The sequence below is a fragment of the Actinoplanes campanulatus genome, from assembly GCF_014647795.1.
Taxonomy (GTDB): Bacteria; Actinomycetota; Actinomycetes; order Mycobacteriales; family Micromonosporaceae; genus Actinoplanes; species Actinoplanes campanulatus.
Genome location: NZ_BMPW01000023.1, coordinates 109,552 through 123,492, shown reverse-complemented (window position 1 = coordinate 123,492; position 13,941 = coordinate 109,552). Strand labels below are relative to the sequence as shown.

The window sequence follows — 13,941 nt, the reverse complement described above, 5'->3', positions numbered from 1 at the left end:
AGGAAGGGATGCTACCTAGTACTGTCCGTTTCATGGGCGACGATCGATCTCCGGTGGACCCGCCCGCGGTGCACTACGACGAGGAGGAGCGGCCCGCCCGAAAGCTGAGCGGCCGGGCCGGGGTGTTCGTCTCGGTCGTCGCGTTCGCCGTCGCGCTGCTCGTGCTCTGGCAGGTGTTCCGCCCGCTCGCCCAGGGCAGCCAGTACTACCTGATCATCTTTCTGGCCGGGACCCTGCCGCTCGTCTTCCTCGCGTACAAATCGGGTCTCGGCAAAGGCCGGGAGACGCCCGGGGTGACCGACTGGATCCTGGCCGGCGCCGCGCTGGTGGTCTGTCTCTATCCGATCGCCGGCGGCTACGACGACTTCCTGAACCGGCAGGGGCTGCTCGAACCGGTCGACATCGTCTTCGGCGCGGTCCTGCTCGTCCTGGTGATCGAGGCCTGCCGCCGCACCACCGGGTGGGCGCTGCCGGTGGTCTGCCTGGCCTTCCTGGCGTACGGCTACTACGGCGGCCTGCTGCCGCAGACCTGGCCGATCGCGCACGCCGGACTCGACTTCGCACAGATCGTCGACGCCCTCTACAACTCCGGCAGCGGCTTCTACGGCACCCCGCTGGACGTCGCGGCCACCTACATCGTGCTGTTCACCATCTACGGCGCGGTGCTGGACCTGTCCGGGGCGAGCCGGTTCTTCGTCGACCTGTCGGTCGCCGCCTTCCGTAAGTCACGCTCCGCGGCCGGGCGCACCGCGGTCGCCGCCGGCTTCCTGCTCGGCACGGTCTCCGGATCCGGTACGGCCACCGCGGTCAGCGTCGGCGCCGTGACCTGGCCGATGCTGCGCCGCGCCGGCTACCCACCCGAGCAGGCCGGCGGCATGCTGGCGGCCGCCGGAGTGGGCGCCATCCTGTCGCCGCCGACACTGGGCGCGGCCGCGTTCATCGTGGCCGAGTACCTCAACGTCTCCTACCTGACCGTCCTCGGCTGGGCGATGATCCCGACCGTCCTCTACTACCTGGGCATCCTGCTCGCCGTCGAGATCGACGTCCGCCGGTACGGGGTCCGCGCCGTCGACGCCCCGCCCACCAGCGCCTGGCGGCTGCTCACCCGGTTCGGCTACCACTTCTCCTCCCTGATCGTCATCGTGGTGCTGCTGGCCCTGGGCATGAGCGCCACCCGCTCGGTGGTGTACGCGACGATCCTGGCCGGCGCGCTGTCCTTCCTGGACCGGCGGCACCGGCTCACCCCGCCCCGGATCTTCACGGCGCTGTCCGCGGGCGTACGCGGCGTCCTCCCGGTGGTGGCGGTCTGCGCCGCGGCCGGGGTGATCACCGCGACCACCACCAAGACCGGCCTCGGCGCCCAGCTGGCGTCGCTGCTGGTCAACGGCGCCCGCGCGATCACCGACGAGCCGCAGGCAGTCCTCGCGCTGACCGTGGTGCTGGCCGCGTTCGCGCTCGCCCTGCTGGGCCTGGCGGTGCCGGTGACGGCCAGCTTCATCATCGGCTGGGTGATCATCGGCCCGGCGCTGCTCGGTCTCGGCGTACCGGCCCCGGCGGCGGCCATGTTCGTCTTCTACTACTCGGTGCTGTCCGAGGTGACCCCGCCGACCGCGCTGGCCGCCGTGGGCGCGAGCGCGATCACCGGCGGCCGCGCCATCGCGACCATGTGGCAGGCGCTGAAGTACGCGCTGCCGGCCTTCCTCGCGCCGATCGCCTTCGTGCTCACCGCCAACGGCGAGCACCTGCTGGCCCGCGGGCCGTTGGTGGGCGTCCTCTGGACCACGGTGGTGGCCGGGCTGGCCGTGTTCGGGCTGGCCGTCGCGACCGGCGCGTGGCTGCCCGGCGTCGGCCCGGCCGGCCCGGCGACGCGGGTACTGGCCGCGGCCGCCGGCCTGCTGCTGCTCTACCTGGACCCGGTGGCGATCGCGGCCGGGCTGGCGGCGCTGCTGGCCGCCGCCGCAGTCGCGGCGTGTGAGAAGCGCCGGCACCGGCCCCCCGTGGAGATTCGCCCTTGCACCACCACCCCACCCGGAGGAGAGGCATGAGACGAATACTGGGATCAGTGCTGGTCGGCATGCTCGCGGTCGCGACCGCGGCGTGCGGCGGCCGGCAGGACACGGCGAGCACCGACACCGGCGGCGCGGTCACCTGCGAGGTGGCCGACGCGACCCGGATCGGCATCGCGACGGGCAACGCCACGGGCGTCTACTTCGCCCTCGGCAACGCGTACGCCGAGCAGATCAACGCGGTGGGCGGGAAAGTCCAGGCCACCGCGGCCGAGACCGGCGCGTCGGTGCAGAACATCCAGCAGCTGGTGGCCGGCACGTACGACGTCGCCTTCTCCCTGGCCGACACCGCCGCCGACGCGGTGAACGGCACCGGCAGCTTCACCGAGAAGCAGAAGGTGGCCGCGCTGTCCCGGATCCACAGCAACTACACGCAGGTGATCGTCCGCAAGGCGGCCGGGATCTCCGACGTCGCCGGGATGAAGGGCAAACGGGTCTCGACCGGCTCCCCGAAGTCCGGCACCGAGGTGATCGCCAACCGGCTGCTGACCGCGGCCGGGCTGAAGCCGGACACCGACGTGCAGGCGCAGAAGCTGGACCTCACCAAGACCGTCGACGGGATGAAGGACGGCACCATCGACGCCCTGTTCTGGTCCGGCGGCCTGCCCACCCCGGGCATCACCGACCTGCTCACGACCAGCGCCGACCAGGTCGAGTTCCTGGACATCACCCCGCTGCTGCCGGAGATGCAGAAGATCAACGAGGTCTACCAGGAGGGCGTCATCCCGGCGGCCACCTACCGGACCCCGGCGGACGTGAAGACCATCGTGGTGCCGAACGTCCTGCTGGTCCGCGAGGACCTGGACCCGGACGTGGCCTGCGTGCTCACCCGGACCCTCTTCGACCGCAAGGCCCAGCTCGAACAGGCCAACGCGGCGGCCAAGGAGATCACGCTGGAGACGGCCCGCCAGACCGCCCCGGTGACCGTCCACCGCGGCGCCACCAAGGCCCTCGACGACCTGGGCGCCCCGAAGTAACGACCGGATGATGGGAGGCCGCTCCGGCGGCCTCCCACATTCGTATGCAACCCTCCCCGGTGCTTGCCTCGTGTTTAGCGGGACCGACGGGATGGAGACCTGATGACCGACCGCGACGAGGCGTTCGCCGAGTACTTCGCGGCCAGATCGTCCGCCATGCGGGCGACGGCGTTCCTGCTCTGCGGTGACTGGCACCGTGCGGAGGACCTGGTTCAGCAGACCTTCACCAAGCTCTACCTGCGGTGGAACCGGGTCCAGCGGCACGAGTCGCTCGACCCGTACGTCCGCCGGGTCCTGATCTCGACCTTCATCGACGAGGGACGGTGGGGCTGGTGGCGGCGGGAGCGGCCGCAGGAGACCCGGATCGAGCGGGCCGCGGCCCCGGAGCCGTCCGACGACCGGGTGACGCTGCTCGGTGCGCTCGCCCGGGTGCCGGCCCGGCAGCGGGCCGTGCTGGTGCTCCGCTACTGGCAGGACCTGTCCGTGGAGGAGACCGCGGCGGCACTCGGTTGTTCCGCGGGAACCGTCAAGAGCCAGGCGGCACGCGGCCTCGACACGCTGCGCACGCTGGTCGCCCATCCCGTGAACGCCGACTGAGGGGACCTCCCATGGACGAGAACGAGCTTCGCACCGCCATGCGCGCCACCATCACACAGCACTCCGAGCCGCCACCGATGGAGTCGCGGACGGCGCTCGTCACTGCCCGCCGCGCCGCCCGGCGGCGCAACATCCTGGCCTGTGCCGGCACCGCGGTGGTCGTCCTGGGCGTCACCCTCGCGGCCCTGCCCGGTCAGGGCCACCTTGGCGGGGGTACGGCCTGGGCACCGGCCGCCGGACCGTCCGCGCCGGTGGAGGCGTTCCCCACGGCCTTCCCGTCCGGGCAGGTGCCGTCGGACGAGAACACCAAGCCGTCCTGGCCGGCCGAGGCGAGCGGCGACGCCACCGCGGACTCCGGCGAGCACTACCAGCACGGTGTGGCGCTGCTCGAGAAGCTGATCGAGGTGGCGCCGGCCGGCTACACGGTGCCGAACGGGACCGGGCCGGAGGACATCCCGTGGCGCTACCACCAGGCCACCGTCGAGGGCGACCACTGGGCGTACCTGGTGTCGGTGCCGCTGGTCAAGGACGGCGGGACCGGGCAGATCCTGGTCGAGGTCCACGGGCCCGGCAACGACCTGCCGGCCGACCCCTGCGAGCTGGCCCAGTCGTTCTGGGGGATCGGCGGTTCCTGCGAGAAGCGCGAAGTCCGCCCGGGGGAGGAGGCCGGCATCGTGGCCGGGCCGAGCGGGCGCGACGGGGTCGACCAGTGGGTCGCCTTCCAGCACCCGGACGACACCGTCGTCTTCGTCGCGCAGGGACTGTCCACCAACGGCGAGGGCGGGAAACCGCTGGAGTCGCTGCCATTCACCATCGACCGACTGGTGGAGTTCGCCACCGGCGACCGATTCAAATAGTTGCGTGTTTCCCGGCTCTCGATTAATGTGGGCCACAGCTTCGAACGGCTCTAGAAGGAGATCGGCTATGTGTCGCGTCTGTTATGCCCCGGACCGGTGGTGTGGCTAGAGTCGTTCGCGATGCTTGCCGCGCCGCCCGTCCCCTGCTGGGAGCGGGCGGCGTTTCTTTTCACCCGAGCGGGCGCGCCGACGTGGGAGAGTCGGGGCCGGCTGTAAACCGGTCGCCAAAGCGCTGAGCAGGTTCGAATCCTGTCGCCCGCACGCCATTTTTACGGCCGCATGCCCGAGTGGTTAGGGAATCGTCTGCAAAACGATCGACACCGGTTCGAATCCGGTTGCGGCTTCCATTCTTGAGAAACAATTCCGGACTGTCTTGAACCGGACGGCGCCGACCGCGGTACACCCCCCATGATGGAGGTCCAGCTGGGGGAGAGCGGATGATCCTCGCGCGTGCCGCGGTCGCGGTGTTCCTCGTGGTCAACCTGGTCGCCGTCCACGTCCTGTTCCTGTTCGGCCGGCCGCCCGCCTACAACCTGATCGGCGCCGCCGGCCGCCTCCTCGGGCTGTACCTGGCGTTCGCCCTGGCCGTACAGGTGCTGCTGATCTCCCGATTGCCGCTGCTCGACCGGTCGTTCGGCATGGACCGGCTGACCCGCTGGCACCGGCGGACCGGGCTCACCGTGTTCTGGCTGGCCCTGCTGCACCCGGCCTGGGTGATCGTGGGGTTCGCCCGGGCCGGCCGCGACCCGGTGCCGGCCACCGCGCTGACCCTGGCGAAGCAGTGGCCGGCGCTGCTCGGCATGATCGCGGTCGCCCTCATCGTGCTGGTCGTGGCGCTGTCGATCCGGGCCGCCCGCCGCCGCCTCTCCTACGAGGCCTGGCACGCCGTCCACCTGCTGCTCTACGCCGTCCTGGTGCTCGGCCTGATCCACCAGTACGTCGAGGGCACCGCCTTCACCACCAACCTGGCGACGAAGGTGTACTGGTGGGGGCTGTGGGCGTTCGTGCTCGGCGCGCTGCTGGCCAACCGGGTGATCGTGCCGCTGGTCCGCAACTCCCGGCACCGGCTGCGGGTGGCCGCCGTGGTGCCCGAGTCCGACGACGTGGTGTCGGTCCACGTGACCGGCCGCGACCTGGAGAGGCTGGGAGCCCGGGCCGGGCAGTTCTTCCTGTGGCGGTTCCCCGGGCACAACCGCTGGTGGCAGGTCAACCCGTTCTCGCTGTCGGCCGCGCCGAACGGGCGGTCGCTGCGGCTCACCGCCAAGGCGGTCGGCGGCACCACGGCCGGGCTGCGGGACCTGCCGGTCGGGTCGCGGGTGTTCGCCGAAGGGCCGTACGGGGCGTTCACCCTGGACCGGCGGGCCCGCACCGCGACCCTGCTGATCGCCGGCGGCATCGGCGTCACCCCGATCCGGTCCCTGCTGGAGGACCCGCGGATCGGCGACGACGTGATCGTCCTCTACCGGGTCCGCGGCGGCTCCGACGCGGTCCTGCTCGGCGAACTGCGCAACCTGGCCGCCGCCCGGGGCGCCCGGCTGCACCTGCTGACCGGCCGGACCGGGCCCGGCAACCAGCCCTTCCACCCGGACCGGCTGCGGGCCATGGTCCCCGACATCACCGACCGCGACGTGTACGTGTGCGGCCCGGCCGCCCTGACCGAGGCGGTCCTGGCCGGCCTGCGCCGCCTCAAGGTCCCGTCCCGCCAGGTGCACGCCGAACTGTTCCGCCTCGCGGGTTGACGCCCCGGTGCGGGGCGGGCGATCACGGCGCCGCTGGAACGGGACCTGGCGGCAGGGTGAGAGTGAAGATCGCCCCGCGCGGCCGGCCTGGCCGGTAATCGAGTCGCAGGCCGCTGGCGGTGGCGAGTTGATGGGCGAGGTAGAGGCCGAGCCCGGTGCCGGGTTTGGTGGTGGCCACGCCGGTCTCCGCGCGGGCGAAGCGGTCGAACAGTTGGCCCACGAACGGCGGTGGCACGCCTTCACCGTGGTCGCTGACCTGGATGGTCAGGTTGTCCGCGGTGGCGGTGACGGTGATGTCGATCGGTGGGCTGCCGTACTTGACGGCGTTGCCGATCAGGTTGCCGAGGATGAGCCGGAGGAAGGCGGGGTCGGCGAGGGCGGTGGCTTCGTCGTCCGCGGTGACGGCGATCCGGTAACCGGGATCGAGGCCCTGGTCGTCGACCGCCTGCCGGACGGCGTGGCCGATGTTCACCGGCACGGGATGCGCGGTGATGGCGCCGGCGTCGAGCCGGGACAGGGTGAGGATCTCCTCGACGATGCGGTCGGCGCGGTGCCCGCCGGCGGTGATGCGCTGGACATAGCGGTGTTTGACCTCCTCCTCCAGATCCGCCCATTCCTCGAGCAGGATCGCACCGTAGGACACGACGGAACCCAGTGGCTGGCGCACGTCGTGACTGAGCATGGTGATGAAACCGCTCAGCTGCGCGTTCGCCCGGCGCAGCTCCCGGCGACCGCGCCGGGTACGGGCGACCGCGCCGACCACCAGCAGCCCGGCGGCGGCGGTGAGAACGGCCACGCGGGTCCCCAGTTCGGCGCCGGCCACCGCCGCGAACAGGTAGCTCTCGGTGGCGGTCGCGGTGAGCAGCCATGGGGTGCCGGGGACGGGCAGGGTGACGAAGCGCCACCATCGGCCGTCCTGCTGGAACCGGCCCTGCTGCTGCCCTCGCCGTGCCGCGGCGAGTTCCGCGTCGAGGGCGGTGGGCAGCGGCACGCCGCCGGTGGCGTCCTGATTGGCGGCGATGAGCGTGCCGGAGGCGTCGACCAGGTCGAGATGGACCTCCGGGCGGGGGAATCGCGGTGGACAGGAACGCCGACAGCGGGTTGTCGGCGATCTCGGCCGATCCAGCGAACACTCGCCGTCCGCCGGGGGCGTCGAAGGGCACCGCGATGTTCACCACCGGCAGACCGTGTGCGATCGAGGTGATCACCGAGGACACGGCCGGCCGGCCCTGGCGTACCGCGACGGCCAGGTGTGGATGGTGTTCGGTCAGATCCTGTCCGAGGGGTAGCGCGCCGGCCGGGGCCACACGTAGCACCCGCCCGTGGGTGTCGAGCAGGACCGCCGCCGGAAAGCCCGACCCCTCGACGACGCGGAGGAAGTCACGTTCCGTGACGACGGGGGTGTTGAGGAACGTCATCGCCTGCCAGCGCTGGTGTTCGATCTGATCGTGGACGAGACCGGTGACGAAGTTCGCCGCCAGCCCGACCCGATGGCGGAACCGCAGGACCAGGCCGTCATGGTTGGCGCGCTCCAGGGCCGCGACGCCGCTAAGCCCGACGAGGGTCAGGACCAGCCAGACAGTCAGTGGCAGCGCGGCGAAGCGCCATCGGCCACGAGACAAAAACCCCACATACTCACATAATACGGCAATGCCGTAAATCGCCGACCGCTCGGCTGAGCGCAGCGGTGGCGCACGATAGCGGCCGTGTATGCGGTCGTCCCGGGTATCGCGGTCAGCGCCGCACCGGAACAGACGCGAAATTGCCTTGGATTTCGTCAGATCGCGGCAGCGACGCCGGAGGCGAAGGACATGAACCACACCGCACGGACCAGCAGGCGAACCCTGTTGCAGGGGGCCACCGCCGGGCTTCTGGTCCCGGCCACCGCAACCGTGCTCGGGCGCGACCCGGTACGGGCCGCCCCGGGCACGCCGCCGCCGAACGGTTACACCGCCAACTGGGTCGGCAACAGACCGGCCGACTTCGCGCGAGTGGGGTTGTCCCCGAGCTATCACCAGCAGTGGGAGGACGGGTTCCGCACCGCCGCCGTCAACGCCGACCCCGACGCGTACGAATGGTGGTACTCCGATTTCACCGGCGACGACGGCACCGTCGTCTCCTTCACCCTGAAGACCAGACCCACCGACGGGTTCGAGCCCGACGCCACCGAAGCCGACCGGGCGCCCGGTGTCAGCCTCATCATCACCGAGCCGGACGGCACCAACCACCGCGTCGTGAAGAACTACACCTGGGACGACTTCACCTCCAGCACCGATCGCTGCGACGTGCGCGTCGGCCCGTTCACGTTCAAGGGCGACCTCAAGACCTACCGCATGCGGGGCGCCGACGGGGATCTCGCGATCGACCTCACGCTGACCAGCCTCGTCTCGCCGTTCCGGCCGGGGACCGGCTTCCGCTTCCTCAATGACACCGACAGGTACCAGGCCTGGTTCGCGGCGGTGCCCGCCGGAGAGGCCTCGGGCACCATCACCGTCGCCGGAAAGCGACGGCGGTTCGCCGGCCGGGGCTACCACGACCACAACTGGGGCAACGTCCCCTTTGCCGAGTTCGTCGACCACTGGCGCTGGGGGCGCGGCAGCATCGACCAGTACGCCGTCATCGGCGTCGACTTCCGTCTGCGTCCCGAGTACGACTCCTCGTCCCAGCCGATCCTGCTGGTCGACGACACGCGGACCGGTAAACGGTTGATCGCCTCCTTCGATCCACGGGCGATCACGGCCACCGAACTCGATCCGCGGCCGCACCCCGACCCGGCCTACCCGAAGGACTACTACGCCACGGTGGACTGGCGTTACGCCAACGGCACCGACCACGCCCGGGTCACCATGACCGACACCGAGAACCTGATCGTCGCCCGGCAGTACCTCACCGACCCGAGCGCGGCGCAGCAGGCCACCATGACCAGGCTCGGCATCGACCAGGTCTGGTACACCCGCTACGACACCACGATCGGGTTCGAACTCGACGCCGCCGGGCTCACCGCCACCGGCAACGGCGAGGGCACGCTGGAGAACGCCCAGTTCGGCATGGGTAGCTCCCCGCCGAAGAGCACGCCGTGATGACAGCCGCCGGCCACCGGACAGCTTCATCTGATCACGACCGATCCGGCGCGGCGGCGCTACCGTCTCGCGCTGCTGCTGGGTTTCGTCACCGGCTGCATCGGGGGGATCATCAAGCACTTCTCCGAGATCACCGGCCACATGGCGTGGAGGTGGGTCATCGAGCTGTGCCGCCGCGACCTGCGCAACCGCATCAGCCACGAACCCGACGCCGAAGTCTCCCTGGCAGCGGCGGGGACACGATGAGCGCGACGGGCGCGGCCGCGGCGGGGAGCCCGGCACGGCAGGGGAAGGCGCTGCCCGGCACGGCGTACATCTCGTGGGTGGCGCTGGCGCTGATGACCACCAGCTCCGTGGCGAGCCTGCGGCCGTCGCCGACCATGGCGGTCTACGGGCTGGCCGCGATCTTCCTGTACCTGGTGCCGGCCATCGTCTTCCTGCTGCCGACCGCGCTGGTCTCCGCCGAGCTCGCCTCCGGCTGGACCGGCGGCGTCTACAACTGGGTGGCCGAGGGCATCTCCAAGCCGATGGGCTTCCTCGCGGTGTGGTGCCAGTTCGCCCAGACCATCTTCTACTACCCGAGCCTGCTCGCCTACGTCGCAAGCACCCTCGCATACGTCTTCGACCCGTCCCTCGCCGCCAACGGCGTCTGGACCGCGCTGGTCATCGTGGTCTGCTACTGGACCGGTGTCTGGATCTCCGCCCAGGGCGCCAAGTCGGTGGCCGGGCTCTCCAGCGCCGGGCTGATCATCGGCACCCTGATACCGGGGACGCTGCTGGTGGTCCTCGGCGCGATCTTCCTCGGCCAGGGCAACGCGTCCGCCGCGCCGATGGACGCGAGCCATCTGCTGCCCGCCTGGGCCGGGATCTCCAGCCTGGTGCTGATCGTGAACAACTTCCTGTCCTACTCGGGCATGGAGATGAACGCGGTGCACGTGAGTTCGCTGCGGAATCCCGCCAAGGAGTTCCCGCGTACGATGCTGCTGGCCACCGGCCTGGTCCTGGTGATCCTCATCCTGCCGGCACTGGCGATCTCCTGGTTCATCCCGTCCGACGAGCTGTCGCTGACGGCCGGGGTGATGCAGGCCTTCGACACCGTCTTCGCGCAGTTCGGCATGCAGTGGATGACCCCGGTCGTGGGCGTCATGCTGGTCGCCGCGTCGCTGGGCGGCATGCTGACCTGGCTGGCCGGCCCGTCCAAGGGGCTGCTGCTCATCTCCCGGCAGGAGGGCTATCTGCCGCCGTTCCTGCAACGGATGAACAAGCACGGCGTGCAACAGAACATCCTGGTCGCGCAGGGCGTCCTCACCACGGTGATCGCCCTGGCCTACGCGTTCATCCCGGACGTCTCCAGCGCGTACTGGATCTTCTCGGTGATCACCACGCAGGTTTACCTCATCGCCTACCTGCTGATGTTCGTGGCCGCGATGCGGCTGCGGCGCCGCCGGCCCGACCACCCGCGCGGCTACCGGGCGCCGCTGCTCGGCACGTTGTGCGTGGTCGGCTTCGCCGCCTCCTCCGCCGCCCTGGCCATCGGGTTCGTGCCGTCCTCGCAGTTCGGTGGCGGCAACACGGCACTTTATGTCCTGATCATCGCGGTCGGCGCCCTCGGGCTCGGCCTGCTCGTCCCCTACCTGTTCTACCGGCTGCGCAAACCCGGCTGGCGGCTGCCGGACCCGGAGCGGGGGCACCGGCCGTGACCACCGTCGACTCGGCGCCCCGGACCACCAGGGTCGTCACCTACCTGATCCTCGGGATCGTCTTTCTCACCCTGGCGGGCATCGGGCTGGCCACCTTCCGGACCGCGAAGAGCAGCCACGAGGCGAGACGGAAGGCCGACCGGCTCGTCGCGACGCTCGGGCTGCCCGCCGCGGCGAACGAGCGGATCGCGCAGGTGCTCGGCGACGACGGCGGCCTGGTCTGCGCCGCACCCAACGACGAGCTGGCCCGATCCCAGCTGCTCGCCACCCTCAGCAACGGCGCGGGCGGCCCGGGCGCCCGGCCGGTGATCGCCGACGAGCAGGCGCTGAACGGGATGCGCGCCATCATCCAGGTCTACTGCCCGGACGAGGCGGACGAATTCGAGCAGTTCGTCGCGGACCTGAAACTGGCCGACACCGCGAAATGAGCGGTCACCGGGGTCAGTGCTCCCTCTCGACCAGGGCGATCAATCCGGCCAGGTCGCCGGCCAGCACCTCGTCCAGGCCGGCCAACTCGGCGGCGACCTCGGCGGCGCGCGGGCCGTCGAGGCGGGCGCGCAGCTCGAGGCGGCTGCCGGTGCCGTCGGGGAGGGACTCGTGGCGGACCGTCAGGTCGGCGCCGTCGAAGGGGACGGTGTCCTGGAAGACCCGGCCCGGGACCAGGTCGCTGACGAGGAACGGCGTCTCCTGCCCCGCACGGGTCTTCATGACGCCGCGGGCGCCGGCCCGCAGCGGCTCGCCGAGACGCAGGTACTCCATGCCGGGCGCCCATTGCGGGTGGGTCGCCACGTCGCACCAGCGGGCGTGGAAGTGCTCCGGCGCGACCCGGGACGAGGCGCTGATCAGCGGGAATTCGAACATGAGGAGGGATGGTAGGGCGGGCGCGCGCTCAGTCGCGGGCGGGGGCGGCGGATCCCACCGCGCGGCGGATCACGGGGTGACCAGGCCGCACTCGTAGCCGAGGATGACGGCCTGGATGCGGTCGCGCAGGCCGAGTTTCGCCAGGATCCGTCCGATGTGGGTCTTCACGGTGCCCTCCGAGACGCGCAGCGACCCGGCGATCTCCGCGTTCGACAGGCCGCGGGCGATCAGGGTGAGCACCTCCCGCTCCCGGGCGGTGAGCGGGTCCAGCCGGTGGTCGGCGCGGGCCGGGCCGGTCGCCGGGGCGGCGACGTAGTGGGCGATCAGCCGGCGGGTGGCGGTCGGCGCGGTCACCGCCTCACCGGACGCCACCACCCGGACCGCGGCGATCAGGTCGTCGGCCAGGGTGTCCTTCAGCAGGAAGCCGCTGGCCCCGGCGCGCAGCCCGGCGAACAGGTGGTCGTCCAGGTCGAAGGTGGTCAGGATGATCACCCGAGGGGCGGGGGAGAGGGCCCGGATCCGCCCGGTCGCGGTGATGCCGTCGACGCCGGGCATCCGCACGTCCATCAGGACCACGTCCGGCCTGGTCCGGGCGGACACCTCCACGGCGGCGGCGCCGTCCCCGGCCTCGCCGACCACCTCGATGCCCTCGGTCTCGTCGAGGATCATCCGGAAGCCGGTCCGCACCAGCACCTGGTCGTCGACCAGCACCACCCGGATGGTCATCCGGCGCTCCCCGGCCGCGAGGGAAGCCCGGCCGGCACCATGCCGGCGGCCATCAAGTGCTCACCGGCCGCAGCGGAAGCCGGGCCAGCACCCGGAAACCACCGCCGTCACCGGCCCCGGTCTCCAGCTCGCCGTCGAGCAGCCGCACCCGCTCGGCGATCCCCCGAAGACCGTTTCCGGTCATATCGGCCGGGCCGGCCGGCGGCCGGCCGTCGTCGCTCACCTCGATCTCCAGGGACTCCGCGTGGAAACCCAGGCGGACGGCCGCGCCGGCCCCCGGACCGGCGTGCTTCAGCGTGTTCGTCAGGGCCTCCTGGGCGATCCGGTACGCCGACAGGTCCACCCCGGCCGGCAGCGGCGCCGGCTCGCCCTCGACCGTGAAGGTGACCGTGGTCCCGGCGGCCCGGATCCGGTCGATCAGCTCGGGCAGCGCCTGCACGCCGGGCTGCGGCGCCAGCTCCGGCTCCTGGCTGACGATGGCCAGCAGGCGCCGCATCTCGGCCAGCGACGACCGGCCGGTGGTGACGATGTCACGGAGCGCGTGCTCCGTACGATCGGGGTGGCGTTTCAAGGCCGCCGCCGCCCCCTGTGCCTGGACCACCATCACCGACAGGCCGTGCGCCACCACGTCGTGCAGCTCGCGGGTGATCCGGGCGCGCTCGGCCGCGGTCGCCAGCGCCACCCGCTGCCGCTGCTCGCGCTCCAGGTCGGCGGCCCGCCGCTCCAGAGTGCGCAGGTGCAGGCGCCGGCCGCGCAGATTGTCGCCGAGCAGGTAGGCGGCGGCCAGCGCGAGCATCAGCCCGCTGCTCTCCCACAGCCGGTCCGGCCAGGCCGGCTCGACGGTCTCCACGACGACCCGCCCGGTCGGTTTCTCGACGCGGATGGCGACGGCGTGCGTGTCCGGAGGCTGGAGGACGTCGGCGCGGACAACCGGCCGGGCCAGGCTCGCCACGCCGATCCCGGCCAGCAGGAGCCCGCAGGCGATCGCCCCGACCCGCCGGGGCCGCTCGGCGGCGGCCAGCGCGAAGAGCGCCACCGGGACGGCCAGGTCCAGCGGGTCGACGCCGGTCGATTCGGGCAGGTGGAGCAGAGCCGTGCCGGCGACGCTCAGCACCAGCGCGAGCAGCGGCCGGTGCCGGGCCAGCAGCAGGCTCGCCACCATGACCGTGGCATACGGACCCCACAGGTCGGTCTCGTTGCGGTCCTCCGCCGACGCGATGACGAGCACGGCCGCGCCGCAGACGTCGACGGCGACCCACCGGAGGCCGGTTAACCTGGACATTCGCCCAGTCTAGAGACGCCGGGCCGGGCCGCCGTCCGTCCACGGTCTGACTTCGG

The 13,941-nt window shown here is 71.6% G+C and carries 13 protein-coding genes and 2 tRNA genes; 11 read left to right on the top strand and 4 right to left on the bottom strand.

Annotation, left to right across the window (positions count from 1 at the left end; genetic code table 11):
• Window positions 1-32 precede the first annotated feature (32 nt).
• The 7 genes from IEZ13_RS36545 (at window position 33) to IEZ13_RS36515 (ending at window position 6,236) form a co-directional block, all read left to right on the top strand.
• Window positions 33-2,045 (top strand): TRAP transporter permease, encoded by a 2,013-nt coding sequence (locus IEZ13_RS36545; protein WP_183225553.1) that lies wholly within the window; start codon window positions 33-35, stop codon window positions 2,043-2,045.
• The gene (locus tag IEZ13_RS36540) at window positions 2,042-3,043 is read left to right on the top strand and encodes a TAXI family TRAP transporter solute-binding subunit (protein ID WP_183225554.1); all 1,002 of its coding nucleotides are present in this window, start codon (window positions 2,042-2,044) and stop codon (window positions 3,041-3,043) included. Before IEZ13_RS36545 ends, IEZ13_RS36540 begins: the two co-directional genes overlap by 4 nt.
• A 102-nt stretch (window positions 3,044-3,145) precedes the next feature.
• Window positions 3,146-3,640 carry a SigE family RNA polymerase sigma factor gene (locus tag IEZ13_RS36535; protein ID WP_183225555.1) on the top strand — a complete coding sequence of 165 codons (495 nt, stop codon included), beginning with the start codon at window positions 3,146-3,148 and terminating at the stop codon, window positions 3,638-3,640.
• 11 nt (window positions 3,641-3,651) lie between these two features.
• The gene (locus tag IEZ13_RS36530; RefSeq protein ID WP_183225556.1) at window positions 3,652-4,497 is read left to right on the top strand and encodes a hypothetical protein; all 846 of its coding nucleotides are present in this window, start codon (window positions 3,652-3,654) and stop codon (window positions 4,495-4,497) included.
• Between the two features lie 177 nt (window positions 4,498-4,674).
• Window positions 4,675-4,758 (top strand) — tRNA-Tyr (locus IEZ13_RS36525).
• Between the two features lie 12 nt (window positions 4,759-4,770).
• Window positions 4,771-4,844, top strand: a tRNA-Cys gene (locus IEZ13_RS36520).
• 90 nt (window positions 4,845-4,934) lie between these two features.
• Window positions 4,935-6,236 carry a ferredoxin reductase family protein gene (locus IEZ13_RS36515; protein ID WP_183225557.1) on the top strand — a complete coding sequence of 434 codons (1,302 nt, stop codon included), beginning with the start codon at window positions 4,935-4,937 and terminating at the stop codon, window positions 6,234-6,236.
• A 22-nt stretch (window positions 6,237-6,258) separates the two neighbouring features.
• On the opposite strand, the gene IEZ13_RS36510 is transcribed toward IEZ13_RS36515, so the two are convergent.
• The gene (locus IEZ13_RS36510; RefSeq protein WP_183225558.1) at window positions 6,259-7,227 is read right to left on the bottom strand and encodes a sensor histidine kinase; all 969 of its coding nucleotides are present in this window, start codon (window positions 7,225-7,227) and stop codon (window positions 6,259-6,261) included.
• A 331-nt stretch (window positions 7,228-7,558) separates the two neighbouring features.
• Here IEZ13_RS36510 and IEZ13_RS36505 point away from each other — a divergent pair, with 331 nt between their 5' ends.
• The 4 genes from IEZ13_RS36505 (at window position 7,559) to IEZ13_RS36490 (ending at window position 11,444) form a co-directional block, all read left to right on the top strand.
• The gene (locus tag IEZ13_RS36505) at window positions 7,559-7,879 is read left to right on the top strand and encodes a hypothetical protein (RefSeq protein ID WP_183225559.1); all 321 of its coding nucleotides are present in this window, start codon (window positions 7,559-7,561) and stop codon (window positions 7,877-7,879) included.
• Window positions 7,880-8,047: 168 nt separating this feature from the next.
• Window positions 8,048-9,316 (top strand): lipocalin-like domain-containing protein, encoded by a 1,269-nt coding sequence (locus IEZ13_RS36500; RefSeq protein WP_183225560.1) that lies wholly within the window; start codon window positions 8,048-8,050, stop codon window positions 9,314-9,316.
• Window positions 9,317-9,558: 242 nt separating this feature from the next.
• Window positions 9,559-11,016: a glutamate/gamma-aminobutyrate antiporter GadC gene (gene gadC, locus IEZ13_RS36495; protein ID WP_183225561.1), complete on the top strand. Its 1,458-nt coding sequence runs from the start codon at window positions 9,559-9,561 to the stop codon at window positions 11,014-11,016.
• Complete coding sequence (locus IEZ13_RS36490; protein WP_183225562.1) at window positions 11,013-11,444, top strand: hypothetical protein; 432 nt, start codon at window positions 11,013-11,015, stop codon at window positions 11,442-11,444. The genes gadC and IEZ13_RS36490 overlap by 4 nt, the downstream gene beginning before the upstream one ends.
• 13 nt (window positions 11,445-11,457) lie before the next feature.
• On the opposite strand, the gene IEZ13_RS36485 is transcribed toward IEZ13_RS36490, so the two are convergent.
• The 3 genes from IEZ13_RS36485 to IEZ13_RS36475 all read right to left on the bottom strand — a co-directional run bounded on the left by IEZ13_RS36485 (window position 11,458) and on the right by IEZ13_RS36475 (window position 13,885).
• Window positions 11,458-11,877: an SRPBCC family protein gene (locus IEZ13_RS36485; protein WP_183225563.1), complete on the bottom strand. Its 420-nt coding sequence runs from the start codon at window positions 11,875-11,877 to the stop codon at window positions 11,458-11,460.
• A gap of 69 nt (window positions 11,878-11,946) precedes the next feature.
• Entirely contained in the window at window positions 11,947-12,603 is a 657-nt protein-coding gene (locus tag IEZ13_RS36480; protein ID WP_183225564.1) for a response regulator, read from the bottom strand.
• A gap of 52 nt (window positions 12,604-12,655) precedes the next feature.
• Window positions 12,656-13,885 carry a sensor histidine kinase gene (locus IEZ13_RS36475; RefSeq protein ID WP_183225565.1) on the bottom strand — a complete coding sequence of 410 codons (1,230 nt, stop codon included), beginning with the start codon at window positions 13,883-13,885 and terminating at the stop codon, window positions 12,656-12,658.
• Window positions 13,886-13,941 lie beyond the last annotated feature (56 nt).